General features: G+C 42.5%; 13 protein-coding genes. All 13 read left to right on the plus strand.

What is annotated here, in order from left to right; all coding sequences use genetic code 11:
* The first annotated feature begins 526 nt into the window (after positions 1 to 526).
* Positions 527 to 1,396: a YitT family protein gene (locus ACGTNI_RS16400; protein ID WP_394463796.1), complete on the plus strand. Its 870-nt coding sequence runs from the start codon at positions 527 to 529 to the stop codon at positions 1,394 to 1,396.
* A 66-nt stretch (positions 1,397 to 1,462) separates the two neighbouring features.
* Positions 1,463 to 1,819 (plus strand): cytochrome c551, encoded by a 357-nt coding sequence (cccB, locus tag ACGTNI_RS16405; protein ID WP_394463780.1) that lies wholly within the window; start codon positions 1,463 to 1,465, stop codon positions 1,817 to 1,819.
* A 351-nt stretch (positions 1,820 to 2,170) separates the two neighbouring features.
* On the plus strand, positions 2,171 to 2,857 hold the full coding sequence (gene ftsE, locus ACGTNI_RS16410; protein ID WP_085505946.1) for a cell division ATP-binding protein FtsE: 687 nt from the start codon (positions 2,171 to 2,173) through the stop codon (positions 2,855 to 2,857).
* On the plus strand, positions 2,847 to 3,743 hold the full coding sequence (gene ftsX / locus ACGTNI_RS16415; protein ID WP_085505945.1) for a permease-like cell division protein FtsX: 897 nt from the start codon (positions 2,847 to 2,849) through the stop codon (positions 3,741 to 3,743). The genes ftsE and ftsX overlap by 11 nt, the downstream gene beginning before the upstream one ends.
* Before the next feature lie 64 nt (positions 3,744 to 3,807).
* Positions 3,808 to 5,184, plus strand: a complete 1,377-nt coding sequence (locus ACGTNI_RS16420; RefSeq protein WP_085505944.1) for a murein hydrolase activator EnvC family protein — start codon at positions 3,808 to 3,810, stop codon at positions 5,182 to 5,184.
* A gap of 131 nt (positions 5,185 to 5,315) precedes the next feature.
* Entirely contained in the window at positions 5,316 to 6,827 is a 1,512-nt protein-coding gene (locus ACGTNI_RS16425) for a S41 family peptidase (RefSeq protein WP_085505943.1), read from the plus strand.
* Between the two features lie 139 nt (positions 6,828 to 6,966).
* A complete protein-coding gene (locus ACGTNI_RS16430; RefSeq protein WP_394463781.1) occupies positions 6,967 to 8,151 on the plus strand; it encodes a PDZ domain-containing protein in 1,185 nt (394 codons plus the stop codon).
* Positions 8,152 to 8,383: 232 nt separating this feature from the next.
* A complete protein-coding gene (locus tag ACGTNI_RS16435) occupies positions 8,384 to 9,115 on the plus strand; it encodes an urease accessory protein UreH domain-containing protein (RefSeq protein WP_394463782.1) in 732 nt (243 codons plus the stop codon).
* Between the two features lie 23 nt (positions 9,116 to 9,138).
* On the plus strand, positions 9,139 to 10,530 hold the full coding sequence (locus ACGTNI_RS16440) for a sensor histidine kinase (protein ID WP_394463783.1): 1,392 nt from the start codon (positions 9,139 to 9,141) through the stop codon (positions 10,528 to 10,530).
* On the plus strand, positions 10,523 to 11,203 hold the full coding sequence (locus ACGTNI_RS16445) for a response regulator transcription factor (RefSeq protein ID WP_394463784.1): 681 nt from the start codon (positions 10,523 to 10,525) through the stop codon (positions 11,201 to 11,203). Before ACGTNI_RS16440 ends, ACGTNI_RS16445 begins: the two co-directional genes overlap by 8 nt.
* Positions 11,204 to 11,278: 75 nt before the next feature.
* Positions 11,279 to 11,530 carry a hypothetical protein gene (locus tag ACGTNI_RS16450; RefSeq protein ID WP_085505938.1) on the plus strand — a complete coding sequence of 84 codons (252 nt, stop codon included), beginning with the start codon at positions 11,279 to 11,281 and terminating at the stop codon, positions 11,528 to 11,530.
* A 154-nt stretch (positions 11,531 to 11,684) separates the two neighbouring features.
* The gene (locus ACGTNI_RS16455; RefSeq protein ID WP_085505937.1) at positions 11,685 to 11,927 is read left to right on the plus strand and encodes an SHOCT domain-containing protein; all 243 of its coding nucleotides are present in this window, start codon (positions 11,685 to 11,687) and stop codon (positions 11,925 to 11,927) included.
* A 19-nt stretch (positions 11,928 to 11,946) separates the two neighbouring features.
* On the plus strand, positions 11,947 to 14,040 hold the full coding sequence (locus tag ACGTNI_RS16460; RefSeq protein WP_394463785.1) for a heavy metal translocating P-type ATPase: 2,094 nt from the start codon (positions 11,947 to 11,949) through the stop codon (positions 14,038 to 14,040).
* Positions 14,041 to 14,119 lie beyond the last annotated feature (79 nt).

Consider the following 14,119-nt stretch of genomic DNA (forward strand, 5'->3'; position numbering starts at 1 on the left):
TCCTTGCGTTTATGGGAGTAACGGAAACATCGGTATTTCTTTAAACAAAGAGTGAGCGACGAGCTACACATGAAATATGAGCTGAAAACCGCGTCTTTGTTCAAATATCCATTAAAAGTAGAAGACACCTTCAAATATGGCAGGGGTTCGTTGCTCTCATTCTTCGGATGGGGTGGTTGGGAAACTGCGAGACTCCCGTGGGAGAAAGATCTAGGCGAGATCCCACAGGGCGACAGCCCGAGGAAGCTCGCCAGTTCCCCCACAGGAAAGCGAGTAGTTTCCCAGCCGCCCCAGACACTTTTATGGTAAAGAACCCTGGATATCTCGAAATCAAGTCTTCGACTTTTCGCCCTATAGTTGAATAAGCAACTTATAATATTACTTCACCGTGTTAATGCGTTATTTTGTTGTCGTTTACACCTTCAGAATCCAGTGTTATACTCCTATCTCGTGAGCTAAAGATAATAGAGAAACGAAGGATCGTTACTTCGCAGAATTCGACATACTAGAGGTGGAAAAAATGATGATGATGGCCAAACGGTATCGGAGGGAGCCGATGCCTGAAATGCTCCGGCATGTTTTAGAATACAGTTTCGTAATCATAGGTTCATTTTTCGTAGCGCTGGCTTTTAACGTCTTCTTACTGCCCAATAACATTGCATCCGGTGGAGTTGCCGGAATTAGTACCATTACTAAAGGAGTTTTTGGATGGGAGCCAGGACTTGTCCAGGGTCTGCTTAATGTCCCGTTATTCATTACCGGAGTTATTATACTAGGGAAGAACTTTGGAATAAAATCATTCATTGGGACTTTGATTCTTCCGTTGTTTGTTTATATGACTAGTGGATTATCACCAGCAACACCAAACCCTTTATTAGGTGCAATATTTGGAGGAATGGGTGTCGGTCTCGGTCTTGGTATTGTATTCAGGGGTCGTGCCTCGACTGGTGGCATCGACTTGGCTGCACAGATCCTCCATAAATATACGCACCTTCCTTTGGGAGTAAGTTTGGCGTTATTAGATGGAATGATCGTTATAACTTCAGCAGTTGTTTTCTCTTTGGAAGCAGGATTATATGCACTTATCGGTTTATTTGCGACAAGTCGTACTATTGATTTTGTCCAGGTTGGATTGAATACATCGAAAAATGTCATGATCATTTCCGACCAGGTCGAAGAAATCCGTCAGGCTATTTTAAATGAAATAGACCGTGGTGTTACCGTACTGGATGGATCAGGTGGATATACGGAACAAAGTCGTAAAGTGGTCATGTGTGTTGTCCAGCAGAACGAATTCATTAAATTGACACAAACGGTTAAAATGATTGATTCCGAGGCTTTTGTAGTGGCAATGAATGCCACTGAGGTATTGGGCAAGGGTTTTAAAACTTCCTGAATTGGTTATAATATCCTTGATGGTGTATTCGCTATCATAAACTACTTCGATTGGGGGAGTAACGAAATGAAAAAAGCGTTAATGGCTGTACTGTTCGGTTCAGCGCTTGTGCTCGGTGCCTGCGGTGGCGGCGGAGATGAAGGTGCTGAAGAAAATGGCGGCGGAGATGCCGGCACAGAAGAAAGCGGCGGTGGCGAAGTCGATGTTGCAGCAGCTGAACAAGCTTATCAAGAAAGTTGTGCCAGCTGTCATGGTGGCGATCTCTCAGGAGGTGCCGGTCCAGCTCTAGACAGTATTGGATCCAAATACTCTGAGGATGAAATTCTTGACATCATCAAGAATGGTAAAGGCTCTATGCCTGCCGAGCAAGCTACTGGTGAAGATGCAGAAATGATTGCCGGCTGGTTGGCTACACAAGAGTAATTGTAAAGAACGTAATACTTAACAAAAAAACTTGGGCATTGCTTGCTCAAGTTTTTTTGTGTACTAAGAAATCTAACCTTGTTAAAGGATTATTATGAAGTGGTTTCAAGGTATGTCAATAAATCTGTATTTATAAGGGATTTTGCGTAAGGATTTATGTCGAGTTATGATGATTATTGCAATTTAATTAAATGATATAAGCTTTTGAAATGAAAATGTAATAATTTTGTGTCATAAAAAGGCGAATCGTGATGTTATAATATTTATGGTATTCCAGCAGAGTTCAGTTTTGGTAAATTCTTGGAAGAGCACCAGGAGAATTACAACAAGGAAATTAAAGGTGATTTATTTATGATAGAGATGCAATCTGTATATAAGACCTATCCCAATGGGGTTACGGCCTTAAATGGTATAGATGTACATATTGAACAAGGCGAATTTGTGTATGTAGTGGGGCCGAGCGGAGCAGGTAAGTCTACATTTACCCGCTTGATGTTCCGGGAAGAAAAACCCACAAAAGGCACCGTATTGGTAAATGGTATTAACCTTTCCAGCCTAAAGGAGCGCAAAATCCCAAAACTCCGCCGCCAAATCGGTGTAGTTTATCAGGATTTCCGTCTGCTTCCAAGACTATCAGTCTATGAAAACATCGCATTCGCGTTGGAAGTGATTGAAGAGTCTCCTAAAAACATCAAGAAACGAGTGATGGAAGTTTTAGATCAAGTCCGTCTGAAAAATAAAGCCCGCTTTATTCCGGACGAGCTGTCTGGGGGCGAACAGCAGCGGGTTTCGATAGCCAGAGCTATCGTCAATCATCCGAAACTGCTGATAGCAGATGAACCGACAGGAAATCTTGACCCTGATACATCATGGGAAATAATGAGCATCTTAGAAGAAATCAACGCTGCAGGCACAACTGTCGTGATGGCCACTCACAGTAAAGACATTGTCGATAAAATGAGAAAACGGGTCATCGCCATTGAAGATGGTTTGGTTGCGCGTGATGAGCACCGAGGTGAATACGGTTATGAAGCTTAGGACAATCAGCAGGCATTTTCGTGAAGGCAGTAAGAGTGTATGGCGAAACGGCTGGATGACCGTTTCATCTGTGGGAGCTGTGACTACCACCCTGTTATTGGTCGGAGTGTTTCTGGCCATCATGCTGAATCTGAATCAGATTACACAGGAAGTCGAGAAGGATGTAGAAATTAAAGTTCTGCTCGATCGGACAGTTGAAGATGAAAGCGAAATTGATAGAGTGGAAGAAAAAATAAAGTCAATTTCAGATGTCGGTACCGTAGAGTTTTCATCTAAAGAGCAAGAATTGGAGCGCCTGGTTGAAAGTATGGGCGATGAAGGTAAAGCATTCGAGTTGTTTGACCAAAGCAACCCTTTAAAAGATGCATTTGTAGTTAAACCGGCAGATGCAACCAATACGATGGCAATTGCCGATGACCTTAAAGGAATCGAAGGGGTATCTGAGGTCAACTATGGCCGGGAAATCGTACAAAGGCTTCTGCAATTCAACGACTATGCACGTACCATCGGTTTAGCATTAATTGTTGCGCTAGTCTTGACCGCCGTATTTTTGATTTCCAATACCATTAAAATTACAATCATTGCCCGGAAAAAGGAAATTGGCATTATGAAACTGGTGGGTGCAACAAACGGATTCATCCGCTGGCCATTTTTCATAGAAGGTATGCTGCTGGGAATTTTAGGGTCGATTATTCCTATTGCGGCAGTAGTATCAGGTTATTATTACTTATACTACAATTTGAGGGATAAAATTCAATTCGAATTTATCCAGTTGCTTCCATTCGACCCATTTGCATGGCAGCTTTCCCTGCTGATTCTCGGTATCGGAGTCATCATCGGAATCTGGGGAAGCGTGATGAGTGTACGAAAATTCTTGAGAGTCTAGTGATAAAGTTACCCGGTGTGACAGAGAGAAAAACATGTTTCAAAAAATGGGGAGGAACTACGAGATGAAGAAGTTTTTCACTGTACTTACTACAGTAATGGTTACAGCAACTACTTTTTTCTCAGCAGGAGAGGTATTCGCTAACGAAGAACTTGATGAAATTAAGAAAGAACTAAACCAGTTAGAACAGGAAAAAGGGAAAATCGATTCAGATAAAAATTCCATAACAAGTGAAAAGAATGAAACGGAAAGTAAAATTGATAAGAATTTGTCCAAACAAGCAGACACGGAAGAGCAGATTGCTGCTTTGGATCGAAAACTATCAAAAACTCAGGAAAAGCTGGATGCTAAACAAGCTGAAATTAAAAAGACAGAAGAAGAAATTGCACAATTGAAGAAAGAAATCGAAGCTTTGAAAGAACGAATTGCAAAGCGTGAAGAAGTGTTGACAGACCGTTTGAAATCACTGCAAAGCAACGGTGGAAATGTGAGCTATTTGGAAGTGCTTTTAGGAGCACAGGATTTCGGTGATTTCCTGGACAGGGCTACTGCAGTAACTACCATTATGGATCAGGATAAAAACATCATGGATACCCATATTGCAGAAAAGAAAGAGTTAGAAGAAAAGAAGCAGCAAGTAGAAGAAAAAATGGCCGAACTAAAAGCACAGAAAAAAGAATTGGAAGATTTAAAAGCACAGTTAGACAGCCAGAAGAAAGAAAAGAAAGAACTTCTGAAGAAGCTTGAAGAACAGCATGATGAACTGCATGAACACAAAATGTCTCTGGAAGAGGAAGAAAAAGTATTGAGAGACCAGGCAGCTGCAGTTGAAAAGGCAATGCAGCAGGCTAATCAACAGAAAACCGAGATCGAGAAAGAAATTGAACGCCAAAAAGAATTAGAACGCCAGGCGCGCTTGAAAAAGGAAAAAGAAAAAGAAGAAGCTGCTCGTAAAGAGCGCGAGCGTTTAGAAGCTTTGAAAGCACAGGAAGAAAAGAGCCAACCGAAACAGACATCAACTAGCAGCAGCTCCAGTAGTAATCTTAGCTCCGGTGGCAGCGGAATTTTCGCTTGGCCGGCAGCTGGTCGTTTGAGTTCTGGCTATGGAAAGCGAAGTTTAGGCGATCATAAAGGAATTGATATTGCGAATGCTACCGGTACACCGATTAAAGCCGCTGCAGCAGGAACAGTAACCCGTTCTGCTTATTCAAGCAGTTATGGACACGTTGTATATATTTATCATCCGCAGTATAATAAGAGTACCGTATATGCACACTTGTCTAAACGTTCTGTTTCACTTGGTCAGTCTGTAAGTAACGGTCAACGCATAGGTGATATGGGTAATACGGGAAGGTCTTTCGGCAGCCACTTACATTTCGAAGTACACAATGGTCAGTGGAGTCAAAATGGCGGAATCAACCCTATGCCATATCTTAAGTAATTACTTGGTATTTACGGGACAAGCAGACCATAAACTATAATAGAAAAGGCATCGCACATTTTCGGTGTGATGCCTTTTTCTGCAATTGACAGCCGGCTCCATGGAACTCTAAGGATAGAAGGGTGAAGGTGATGAATTTAAAAAAGAGTCATATTGTGATTTTGCTGGTAGCAGCCTTACTGCTTGGAGCTGCCGGCTCGTATTTTGGCATCCAGCTTGCCCAATCAGAACCTGATACAGGGTCAGAATCCGAGCAAAAGGTTGAGCGATTTGCTGACTTAAGTGAAAGTGAACAAAAAAAACTGTTAGAGAATTTTGCAGCAGGCAGCGACAGCAACAATGCCTCTGGTGATATGAAAAAGGTTGAGCAGGCTTACAATGTCATCAAAGAGAATTATGTGGAGGAAGTCGATGATAAACAGCTGATGGAAGGTGCTATCCAGGGTATGCTTGAAACACTGGATGATCCGTATAGTGTATATATGGATAAAGAAACAATGGAGCAATTCGATCAATCCATTGAGTCCTCATTTGAAGGAATTGGCGCTGAAGTCAGTATGGTCGACGGGAAGGTGACCATTGTCGGACCGATTAAGGGATCCCCTGCTGAGGAAGCGGGCCTGAAACCAAATGACCAGATTCTTGCTGTCGACGGTGAAAGTGTGGAAGGGCTGGATCTGTATGAGACTGTTCTACAAATCCGTGGGGAGAAAGGTACAGAAGTCACTCTGACAATCCAGCGCCCAGGCGTATCGGATTCATTGTCCATCGATATTGTACGTGATGATATACCGTTAGAAACGGTGTATTCGGAAATTAAAGAAAAGGATGGTAAGAAAGCTGGGGTTATTGAGATCACCTCTTTTTCAGAAAAAACATCGGACGAATTTAAAGAAGCATTGAATGAATTAGAGAGTAAAGGCATGGAAGGATTGGTCATCGATGTCCGAGGCAATCCAGGCGGTTTATTTACCGATGTACAGGAAATTTTACAGAACTTTATTCCTGAAGATGTTCCATACGTACAAGTAGAAGATAAAAATGGAGAAAAAGAGCGTTATTTCTCTAAAATGAAAGATAAAAAAGATTACCCGGTTACGGTACTTATGGATGAAGGTAGTGCTTCTGCTTCTGAAATATTGGCTGCTGCCATGCAGGAAGCAGGTGGGTATGAACTGGTCGGTGAGAACACATTCGGAAAAGGTACCGTTCAACAAGCTATTCCGATGGGGGATGGCAGCACTATAAAAATTACATTATACAAGTGGTTGACGCCTGACGGCAATTGGATACATGAGAAGGGTGTCCAACCTACTGTGAAAGTAAAACAACCCGCTTATTTCTACACCAATCCAGTAGAGATAGAAGAGCCTTTGGAGTATGATCAAAACAACGACAAAATAAAAAATATCCAGATAATGCTTGATGGACTGGGTTATGATGTGGAACGCTCCGATGGTTATTTTGATAAGAAAACAGAGGAAGCAGTAAAGCAATTTCAGGAAGACGAAAACCTGAAAGTGACTGGAGCCATTGATCAAAAAACCGGCGGGTCAATCGAAGCAAAAATTGTGGAACTCATACAAGATGGTAAGAATGATAAACAAATGGAAAAAGCGCTGGACGTTTTATTCCAGCAGTAAAGCAGGATTTAGCGAGTGGATAGCGAATTATATCCGTAGTCAGTGACTGCGGATATTTTTTTTGCTGCCTAAGCAAGTTTGTATTAAAGATAAGGACTTGGCTACAAGCCAAGTTTTCTATCGAAGGAGGTTATAAAAGGTGGGAGGATGGCTTCAGGAAATTACACAAATACCAGGACGACTAATGATGCAGCCGCTTCTTTATTGGTTTATCCTGTTGGGTCTAATTGTTTCCTTTAAGAGAGTCAGAAAGGAAAGAGACATGTTCGGTATTCGTATTTTTGATGTCTTTGCAGAAACGAAAGGGACATGGGTAACAGGGTTCCTTACCGGGATTACCTTGTCACTAGTGATGGTAGGAGCAGGTATTGTCATTCCATTTCCAGTCATTTTATTGTTAAGTGCCCTCATACTTTTGATGAGCCTGATATTACGTTTAAACGTGCTGTCTGCCGCTTATACACTCACTGTAGGATATGGAATTATTTTTCTTTTACAAAATATTTCTGTTTCTTTTATACCTGAGGAATGGCAGCAAGCGATCTCCGACGTATCGCTTACCAGTATAACGGTAATCATGGCGGGGGTATTATTCCTGGAAGCGATATGGGTACTCCGGCTGAACCACAAGGAGACATTTCCAGAGCTGGTGGCAGGATCCCGGGGAAAGTGGATCGGCCAGCACCGGTTGAAAAAGCTGGGGATGATGCCTATATTTGTTTTGATACCAGGCGGTGCCATTACCCCCTTTATGACTTGGTGGCCATTACTCGATATAGGAGGCGGCAGTTATGGATTGATGGTGGTACCTTTTCTGAGTGGTTTTGACGTAGTAACAAAAGGTCACCATCCTGTCACTGCTGCAAAAAAGCTGGGAAGCGGTTTGTTTTTACTGGCGTTCCTTGTCACAACAGTTGCGATAGTCAGTTATTGGTGGGAATTCTTATCCATAGCTGCAGTCGGCCTAGCTGTCGTAGGAAAGTTATTTATTCATACGTTGTATCGCGTTCGTGATAAAAAAGCTCCTTATTTTTCGGCGAATGATCAGGGGCTGACGGTATTAGGAATTATCAAAAACAGTCCAGCCGAACAGATGGGAATAGGTGTCGGAGACCTTATCGAACGTGTAAATCAGGTGAAAGTGACCAATGAAGAAGAGTTCTACCACGCCATGAACGTTAACCGCGCCTTATGTAAAATGGAAATACGTGATCAACATGGTGAAATTCGCTTTACCCAACGAGCGATTTATCAGCACGATCCCTATGACCTGGGGTTGCTTTTCGTCAAAGCGGATGTAAGAAAAAAAGCCGTCTCCCATTAATTCAACATTCCTTTTTGGCACGAAGGAAAGCGATCCGTCTCCCAGCCAGTCCCACCTCATTTAACGATATGGAACAAAACGAATAGTTGTAAATACGGATTATGAAATAAACTTGTATATGTAAAAACTTAGAGGAGATATTGTTCCTCTAAGTTTTTTAGTTTTTCTACATAGTAAACCTGCACATTTTCTGCAAAATAAACGATTACTCTATAACAAGAGGAGGACAGCTATGTATGAATTATTAAACTGGATCAGCAGAGTAGTGATGGAGCCGGTCATTCAGTTGTCTTACAGCGTACAAGAATGGCCATTGTTATATGCGTTGATGCTGGGACTGGTCGGTGTAGCTGCACCGTGCCAATTAACAAGTAATATAGGTGCAATGACCGTTTACGGAAACCAATCGCTTCGCACAAAAATACCGTGGGGACATATTGGGATGTTCCTGTTAGGAAAAATCATCGTTTTCTCTGTGTTAGGGTTCCTTTTTTGGTGGCTGGGCAGGGATATCTTCCAGGAACTCCAGGTTATGTTCCCTTGGATGAGGAAAGCGATTGGGCCTTTGTTGGTTTTAATCGGCGTATTTTTAATAGGATGGATAAAATTCCGCAAAACGATTACTTTATTTAAAGTTCCAGACCGTTTGATGTCGAATCCATCACCGTGGGGAAGTTTTTTTTTAGGTGCAGGCTTTACGTTAGCTTTTTGTCCTACGATGTTCGTATTGTTTTTCCTTACGTTGATGCCGATTGTAGTGGCGACCTCTTATGGGGCAATCATGCCAACAGTTTTCGGGTTAGGGACTTCGATACCCTTGCTGCTGTTTATTGGATTAATTGCTTATTTTGGTTTAAGTGGTAACCTGTTAAGAAAAGGACGGCGTGCCGGAGCAATTGTCCAAAGGGTAGCTGGTATCCTTTTAATCCTTGTGGGACTCTTAGATACATTGACTTACTGGTAAATGAATGAATTGAGGCTGGTATTATGCTGAATAAATTATCCTGGAAAGTCGCATCGATATTTTTTATATTTATTGTGATTGTGGAAGTATTGCTCTTTTCTGTCCTCTATACGAATCTTGTCTCTGATCAAGTGGATGAGGTATTGGACGGGCTGCTCGCACGCGGGAATAGCCACCGGGATGTACTGGAGAAAAGCTTCGATGATGTTACTTTGAATCATGTAGCATTGATGGAAACAGAGGCCGCTACAGATGTCATCATCACTAATAATGAAGGGAAAATCCTCTCTAAATCTACAGCTGCCACAGATGAAATCACTCATTTGATTAAAGACAATGATTATCAGAATACAGGGCACATTGGAAGAGTCATTGAAGAAAAGTGGAGATCTGCACCGTATATTGCTACATTGTCTCCGATTGTCGTTGAAGGAAAAATGATGGGGCATGTTTATATGTTTTCACCTTCTGATTCTGTCCAGCAAGTAGTGCATGAGCTGACCAGACAATTTATCATTATTGGTTTGTTTACCGTTTTATTGACAATCATCACTATATTTATTTTAACCCGCTTTTTGACTTTACCGTTGCTTCATTTGAAACAGACGACCGAGCGAATGAGCATGGGAGAAACTAATATATCACTGGAAATGACAAAAAGAAAAGATGAATTAGGCGAACTTGCTGCCGCGATTCAAACATTAGCCAGAGATTTAGAGCACTTGAAAAATGAACGCAATGACTTTCTTGCTAATATCGCTCATGAATTACGTACACCGCTCACCTATATAAAAGGGTATGCGGATATCGCTTCGAGAAGCAGCTTGACGTCAAAAGACCGGGAGCATTACTTGAACATCATAAAAGAAGAATCTGAACAACTGACAATACTGGTGAAAAACTTGTTTGCCTTGGCTAAAATGGATCAAAATCAATTTTCAATCTTACCAGAACAGGTGAAGTTATGTGACTCTTTGGACAAAGTCATTAATCGTCTGCATCCTGTATTTGAAGAAAAAGAAGTGGGACTGGAGCTGGAATGCCCGGAAGAAGTAGAAGGCTGGGTAGACCCGGAACGTTTTCAGCAGGTCATTCTCAATTTACTGGATAATGCCTTGAAGCATTCAACTGCGGGTGGAACGATTCACGTTAGTTCCAACCAGAAAGAGGGACGTGCAGTTGTGAAAGTAAGGGATGAAGGTAGCGGGATTCCTTCTGAGGAGCTGCCGTTCATTTTTGACCGATTATACCGGGTTGATAAATCTCGCTCGCGGGCGAGTGGTGGCTCGGGATTAGGATTAGCCATTGTGAAAGAAATCATCCGGCTGCATGGTGGGCAAATTAGCGTTGAGAGCAGCCTGGGTAATGGAACAACTTTTATTATAGATCTTCCGGGAGGTGAAAATAATGATTAAAGCTTTATTAGTAGACGACGAACAGAGGATGATCGATCTGATCCGGCTATACCTGGAGCCCGAGGGTTTTCGATGTGACCAGGCAGTATCTGGAGAAGAAGCAGTGGAAAAGGTGAAAATAGGGTCATTTGATATCGTGCTGCTAGATATCATGATGCCAGGAATGAGCGGATGGGAAGTATGTCAATCCATACGGGAAATCTCAGAAGTTCCTATCATTATGGTTACAGCAAGGGAGCAAAAAGAGGATATCGTTAAGGGTTTGAAGCTTGGAGCCGATGATTACATAACCAAGCCATTCGATGCTGATGAACTGATTGCCAGAATGGAAGCTTTGTTGAGAAGAACAGGAGAAGGAAATGCTGTCGAAACAGATGGTTTGATCTGGGATGGAGATAACCACCAGCTAACTTATAAGGGTAAACCTATCAAGTTGACACCGAAAGAGTTCGCGGTTATTGGATACATGATGAATCATCCGAACCGCGTTTATGACCGTCATCAGTTAATCGAACTGATTTGGGGGTTTGATTCCGATACAGAAGGAAGAACAATCGACTCCCACGTCCGTAATATGCGGGAGAAAATAAGGAACTCTGGTTTCCCGATCGATGACTACTTCCAGACGGTTTGGGGAGTAGGGTATAAATGGGTCCAGCCTTCAAAAAGTTAAAAGATTTGTAACATCCTCTCAACCATTTCTCCATAATTAGTGGGTAAAGTAAAAAGTAAGAAAGGAGGGATGGTTGTGAAGCTAAAATTGTTGGCAGGGATAGCTACAGCTGCTTTAGTGTTAGGTTTTGGAAATATCGTACTGGCTGATGGGGACGAGCCGGTACAAGGTGAGGGTTTTTGGCAGGGAAGTTTTGAAGAAATGCTCCCTTTTATGAAACAAATGCACCCAAATTTTGACGATTCTCAATTGGAAGAAATGTATCAGGATTGTCATGGACAAAACGGTCCAGGCAATGGCGATAGAGGTATGATGAACAACTTTTAATCAGGGAGGGGGTATGCTCCCTTCCTCGTGACTCACTCAGATAAAGAAGACAGTTGATGACGCGACTGTCTTTTTTCATAAGGATTTTTTTGATTAGAATAATACCTACCGTGGAATGGGTATACTGTAAAACAGATTTAAAGGAGTGTTAGTTATGATGGGTGGCGGTGGAATGAACGGAGGAATGGGTGGTTTTTTCGGCTTTGGATTTATCTGGATTATTATCATTATCGCAATCATTGCCATTTTTGTATGGATGATGAAACCAGGGTCTAATAACAATACCACTCGTTCCTCATCTGGTAATAAATCACTTGAGACATTGAAAGATAGATTGGCAGGAGGAGAAATTTCAGAAGAAGAATATGATCGCTTAAAACGGAAATTAGAAGAATAAAAGAGAAAGGGGAATCATGATGGCTGATAAGCACGAACATCATACAGAGGATAATCATAAAGAGCATACTCAAGAACATGAGAAAGGTGAACATTCGGCAACCGGTCATCACGAGGCCCATGAAGAACATGATCAGCATGAGCATGGTGGCGGTCACGATCATCACGACCACGACCATGGGGATATGGTTGCTGATTTTAAGAAACGATTTTATATTTCGCTGATTCTGACGATGCCAATCTTGATTCTCTCGCCGATGATTCAGGATTTCATGGGTGTGGATTGGAGATTTCCATTTGATCAATGGATCTTGTTTGGGCTTTCTACTATTGTATTTTTCTATGGTGGCTGGCCTTTCCTGACTGGAGCAGTCAGCGAATTGAAGCAAAAAAATCCAGGTATGATGACATTGATCGGATTAGCTATTTTCGTCGCTTACGGCTACAGTTCATTAGTAGTCTTTGGCTGGAGCGGAAAGAACTTTTTCTGGGAGCTCGCTACATTAATTGATATCATGCTTCTTGGTCATTGGATTGAAATGAGGTCAATTATGGGAGCGTCCAATGCGCTGGAAGAATTGGTCAAGCTGATGCCGAATGAAGCACACAGAGTGAAGGAGAATGGGGAAACAGAAGATATAGCTGTTTCAGACCTGCAAACAGGCGATCACGTATTAGTGAAACCTGGTGAAAAAATACCCGTCGATGGTGTCATTCTTGAAGGGAAATCAGCAATTGATGAGTCTATGCTGACGGGAGAATCGATGCCCGTAGAAAAGAATCCAGATGAAGAGGTTATCGGGGGTGCCGTCAACCAGGAAGGCTCGCTGACGATTGAAGTCAAGAAGACGGGTGATGATACCTATTTATCCCAAGTCATCACATTGGTAAAAGAAGCGCAGGATTCTAAATCAAGAACCCAGGATTTAGCGAACCGTGCAGCGAAATGGCTGTTCTATATTGCGTTGACAGCAGGGTTTGGAACATTGTTCATTTGGCTTGCGCTGGGTTACGCCTTTGACGTGGCATTAGAGCGCATGGTAACGGTCATGGTCATCACTTGTCCACACGCACTTGGACTTGCTGCACCATTGGTTGTTGCCGTCTCGACATCTATTTCTGCTAAAAAAGGCCTGCTGATCAGAAACCGAACCAACTTTGAAGGTGCCCGGGAACTGAATGCTGTTGTTTTTGATAAAACTGGAACTTTGACAAAAGGAGAGTTCGGAGTAACCGATATTATCCCTGCAGGATCCCATCATGAAAATGATGTCCTGCTTTGGGCAGCCAGCGCGGAACAAAACTCCGAGCACCCGTTAGCAGAAGGGGTACTCCATAAAGCAGAGGAACAGGAACTGAAGCTGAAAGAAGTATCAGATTTTGAATCCATGACAGGTAAAGGATTAAAAGGAACAGTAGAAGGAAAAGAAGTACTGGTCGTCAGCCCCGGATATGTCAATGAGCGTTCGTATGAATACGATAAAGACCAATTTAATTCTTTATCTGAAAAAGGGAAGACAGTAGTTTTTGTCCTTGTAGATGATGAGCTTATCGGGATGATCGCTTTAGCTGATATGGTACGTGATTCTGCCAAGGAAGCCGTCGAAAAACTCAAGGAAATGGATATTCATCCAATCATGTTAACAGGAGACAACCAAAAGGTAGCTGATTGGGTAGCGGATCAATTAGGTATTGAGGAGGTTTATGCAGAAGTACTTCCTCACAATAAATCGGATCAAATCAAAAAGATCCAGCAGAAAGGCTGGAAAGTGGCAATGACAGGAGATGGGGTCAACGATGCCCCGGCACTTGCTACAGCCGACTTAGGGATTGCAATCGGCAGCGGAACCGATGTTGCGATGGAAACAGCTGATGTCGTCCTTGTGAAAAGTAATCCTAAAGATGTTGTCAGTATCATGGATCTCTCGAAGAAGACGTACCGGAAGATGCTGCAAAACTTATGGTGGGCAGCAGGTTACAATATAGTTGCCATCCCGCTTGCCGCCGGGGCACTGGCATTCATGGGCTTGTTATTGAGCCCGGCTGTCGGGGCGGTTCTGATGAGCCTCAGCACTGTCATCGTTGCTATTAATGCCAAACTATTGAAAGCTTGATCGATATCACTAGGCTGTGAGAGGTGAGTTCATCCAAAGCCTTTCCTATTTTCTTTATGAAATATGCACGATAAGGAAT

It is taken from the genome of Thalassobacillus sp. B23F22_16, assembly GCF_043496955.1.
GTDB classification, from domain to species: domain Bacteria; phylum Bacillota; class Bacilli; order Bacillales; family Halobacillaceae; genus Thalassobacillus; species Thalassobacillus devorans_A.

What these genes read in the sequence shown, in the direction of transcription:
- ACGTNI_RS16400 (WP_394463796.1), top strand. Translation starts at nt 527, where the DNA reads ATGATGGCCAAACGGTATCGGAGGGAGCCGATGCCTGAAATGCTCCGG.
- cccB (WP_394463780.1), top strand. Translation starts at nt 1,463, where the DNA reads ATGAAAAAAGCGTTAATGGCTGTACTGTTCGGTTCAGCGCTTGTGCTC.
- ftsE (WP_085505946.1), top strand. Translation starts at nt 2,171, where the DNA reads ATGATAGAGATGCAATCTGTATATAAGACCTATCCCAATGGGGTTACG.
- ftsX (WP_085505945.1), top strand. Translation starts at nt 2,847, where the DNA reads ATGAAGCTTAGGACAATCAGCAGGCATTTTCGTGAAGGCAGTAAGAGT.
- ACGTNI_RS16420 (WP_085505944.1), top strand. Translation starts at nt 3,808, where the DNA reads ATGAAGAAGTTTTTCACTGTACTTACTACAGTAATGGTTACAGCAACT.
- ACGTNI_RS16425 (WP_085505943.1), top strand. Translation starts at nt 5,316, where the DNA reads ATGAATTTAAAAAAGAGTCATATTGTGATTTTGCTGGTAGCAGCCTTA.
- ACGTNI_RS16435 (WP_394463782.1), top strand. Translation starts at nt 8,384, where the DNA reads ATGTATGAATTATTAAACTGGATCAGCAGAGTAGTGATGGAGCCGGTC.
- ACGTNI_RS16440 (WP_394463783.1), top strand. Translation starts at nt 9,139, where the DNA reads ATGCTGAATAAATTATCCTGGAAAGTCGCATCGATATTTTTTATATTT.
- ACGTNI_RS16445 (WP_394463784.1), top strand. Translation starts at nt 10,523, where the DNA reads ATGATTAAAGCTTTATTAGTAGACGACGAACAGAGGATGATCGATCTG.
- ACGTNI_RS16455 (WP_085505937.1), top strand. Translation starts at nt 11,685, where the DNA reads ATGATGGGTGGCGGTGGAATGAACGGAGGAATGGGTGGTTTTTTCGGC.
- ACGTNI_RS16460 (WP_394463785.1), top strand. Translation starts at nt 11,947, where the DNA reads ATGGCTGATAAGCACGAACATCATACAGAGGATAATCATAAAGAGCAT.